The sequence below is a fragment of the Waterburya sp. genome, assembly GCF_058530065.1.
In genome coordinates, this window is record NZ_JBZNBU010000392.1 from 1 (window position 1) to 1,453 (window position 1,453).

3 protein-coding genes are annotated in these 1,453 nt (G+C 38.5%); all 3 read right to left on the reverse strand.

What is annotated here, in order from left to right:
• Positions 1-187 precede the first annotated feature (187 nt).
• A complete protein-coding gene (locus AC33VI_RS22680; RefSeq protein ID WP_491784531.1) occupies positions 188-535 on the reverse strand; it encodes a DUF5615 family PIN-like protein in 348 nt (115 codons plus the stop codon).
• Positions 532-765 (reverse strand): DUF433 domain-containing protein, encoded by a 234-nt coding sequence (locus tag AC33VI_RS22685; protein ID WP_491784532.1) that lies wholly within the window; start codon positions 763-765, stop codon positions 532-534. Before AC33VI_RS22685 ends, AC33VI_RS22680 begins: the two co-directional genes overlap by 4 nt.
• Before the next feature lie 42 nt (positions 766-807).
• A partial coding sequence (locus AC33VI_RS22690; RefSeq protein ID WP_491784533.1) for an ATP-grasp domain-containing protein occupies positions 808-1,453 on the reverse strand: 646 nt, incomplete at its 5' end.

A 1,453-nucleotide genomic window follows, 5' to 3' on the forward strand; every position in this document is an offset into this window, starting at 1 on the left:
GTATTGCTCGATTACTTTTTGTTGATGGTTAGATACTTGCTCAGAACGGTTATTTACAGGGCGATCGAGTTTGCTTTGCATGAATTTCTCACGAATTAATCAAAACCTATGATTATTGCTGGTATTTACATCGAATAAGATCTATATAGTTATCGTGAGATAATTCAAAAATTTCGCAGATCGATTTTTATCTCAAAGGACGATTGCTAATTTCCACAATCATCTCGCCTTGGCGTAATTGTTCTAAAGCATCAAGCAAAGTAGCAGAAAGTAGTTTTCTCAAATTGCGATTTGTAACATTCCCACAAGTCAACCATAAGATTTGAGGAGGAGATCCTAATCTACAAACAAGATCCACAAAATCACTATCCTTGGTCATAATAATCGCATTTTCATCTCGTGCTGCTGTAAAAATATCGGTGTCTTGAGCATCCCGCAGTCCTAGATCTCTTAATGCAAAAGCTTCCAGATTGAAATTTTCTCTTATCCATCCAGCTATAGTTGGCGGTAACTGAGCATCAATCCAAATTTTCATGCTGTAAGTCTGGGAAAATCAGTGCGTCGTGCAGCAAAGATTAAGCAAGCTTGAATATCTGCCAATTCTAAATCGGGGAAATCTGCCAAAATTTCAGTAAAACTTACATTTTCTGCCAACATTTCCAAAATATCAGTAACTCGAATTCGCATCCCTCGAATACAGGGACGACCACCGCATTGACCAGGGGTTTGAGTAATACGACTTAATAAACTACTCTCTGAACTCATAGATATATTTATTGAAGACTCGATTTATTTCCATCTTACTAACTAGGCGCGATTTAATTCTTCAATAAAATGCGCCACATCTGTTAGAGAATAGGCAAACTCTTGTATTTGAGGGGCAGCTTTCGTCCAATAGCGATCGAAACTAGCTTCTAAATTCCCCTCAATAAAATAAAGCCCATCTTTGGTAACCGCCCAATCCCAGCCAATAAAAGGGAATTCCGTAACGCGATCGTGACACCATTGAGATGCTGCTACTGCTTCTGCATATAAAGGGACTGTTAATTTAGTTCCATTAGCTAAAGTACATACCCCATTCTCATCTAAAGGTAGGGCTTGATTATCTAAAGAATTAGATATGCGATCGCCTACTAACAGACAAGCAAAGAACTCTCGGCGATTTTTTTGCCAGCGTTGCGTCCAGATACGGATTGTTACTAAAGGTAAACCTGGCAATGCTGTTTGAATTTGGGGATGATTGTGTAAAATATCTTCAAATACCAGATTATCTCGCCTTTTCTTACTCATTTTCAGTATGTCTTCGCGAGTGACTAGATCGCAGTCATCTCCCCAGCCACTATAGCGATTTTTGGCAAATATTTTGCCCTCTGGCAAATTTAAAATGTCTTGTTCTGACTTGAAATGATAGCGTTTAGTTCTTAAGAATAAGCGATTGCCAGAATCGAAGAAA

Coding starts and splice junctions, on each gene's coding strand:
- AC33VI_RS22680 (WP_491784531.1), bottom strand. CDS start 535: ATGAAAATTTGGATTGATGCTCAGTTACCGCCAACTATAGCTGGATGG.
- AC33VI_RS22685 (WP_491784532.1), bottom strand. CDS start 765: ATGAGTTCAGAGAGTAGTTTATTAAGTCGTATTACTCAAACCCCTGGT.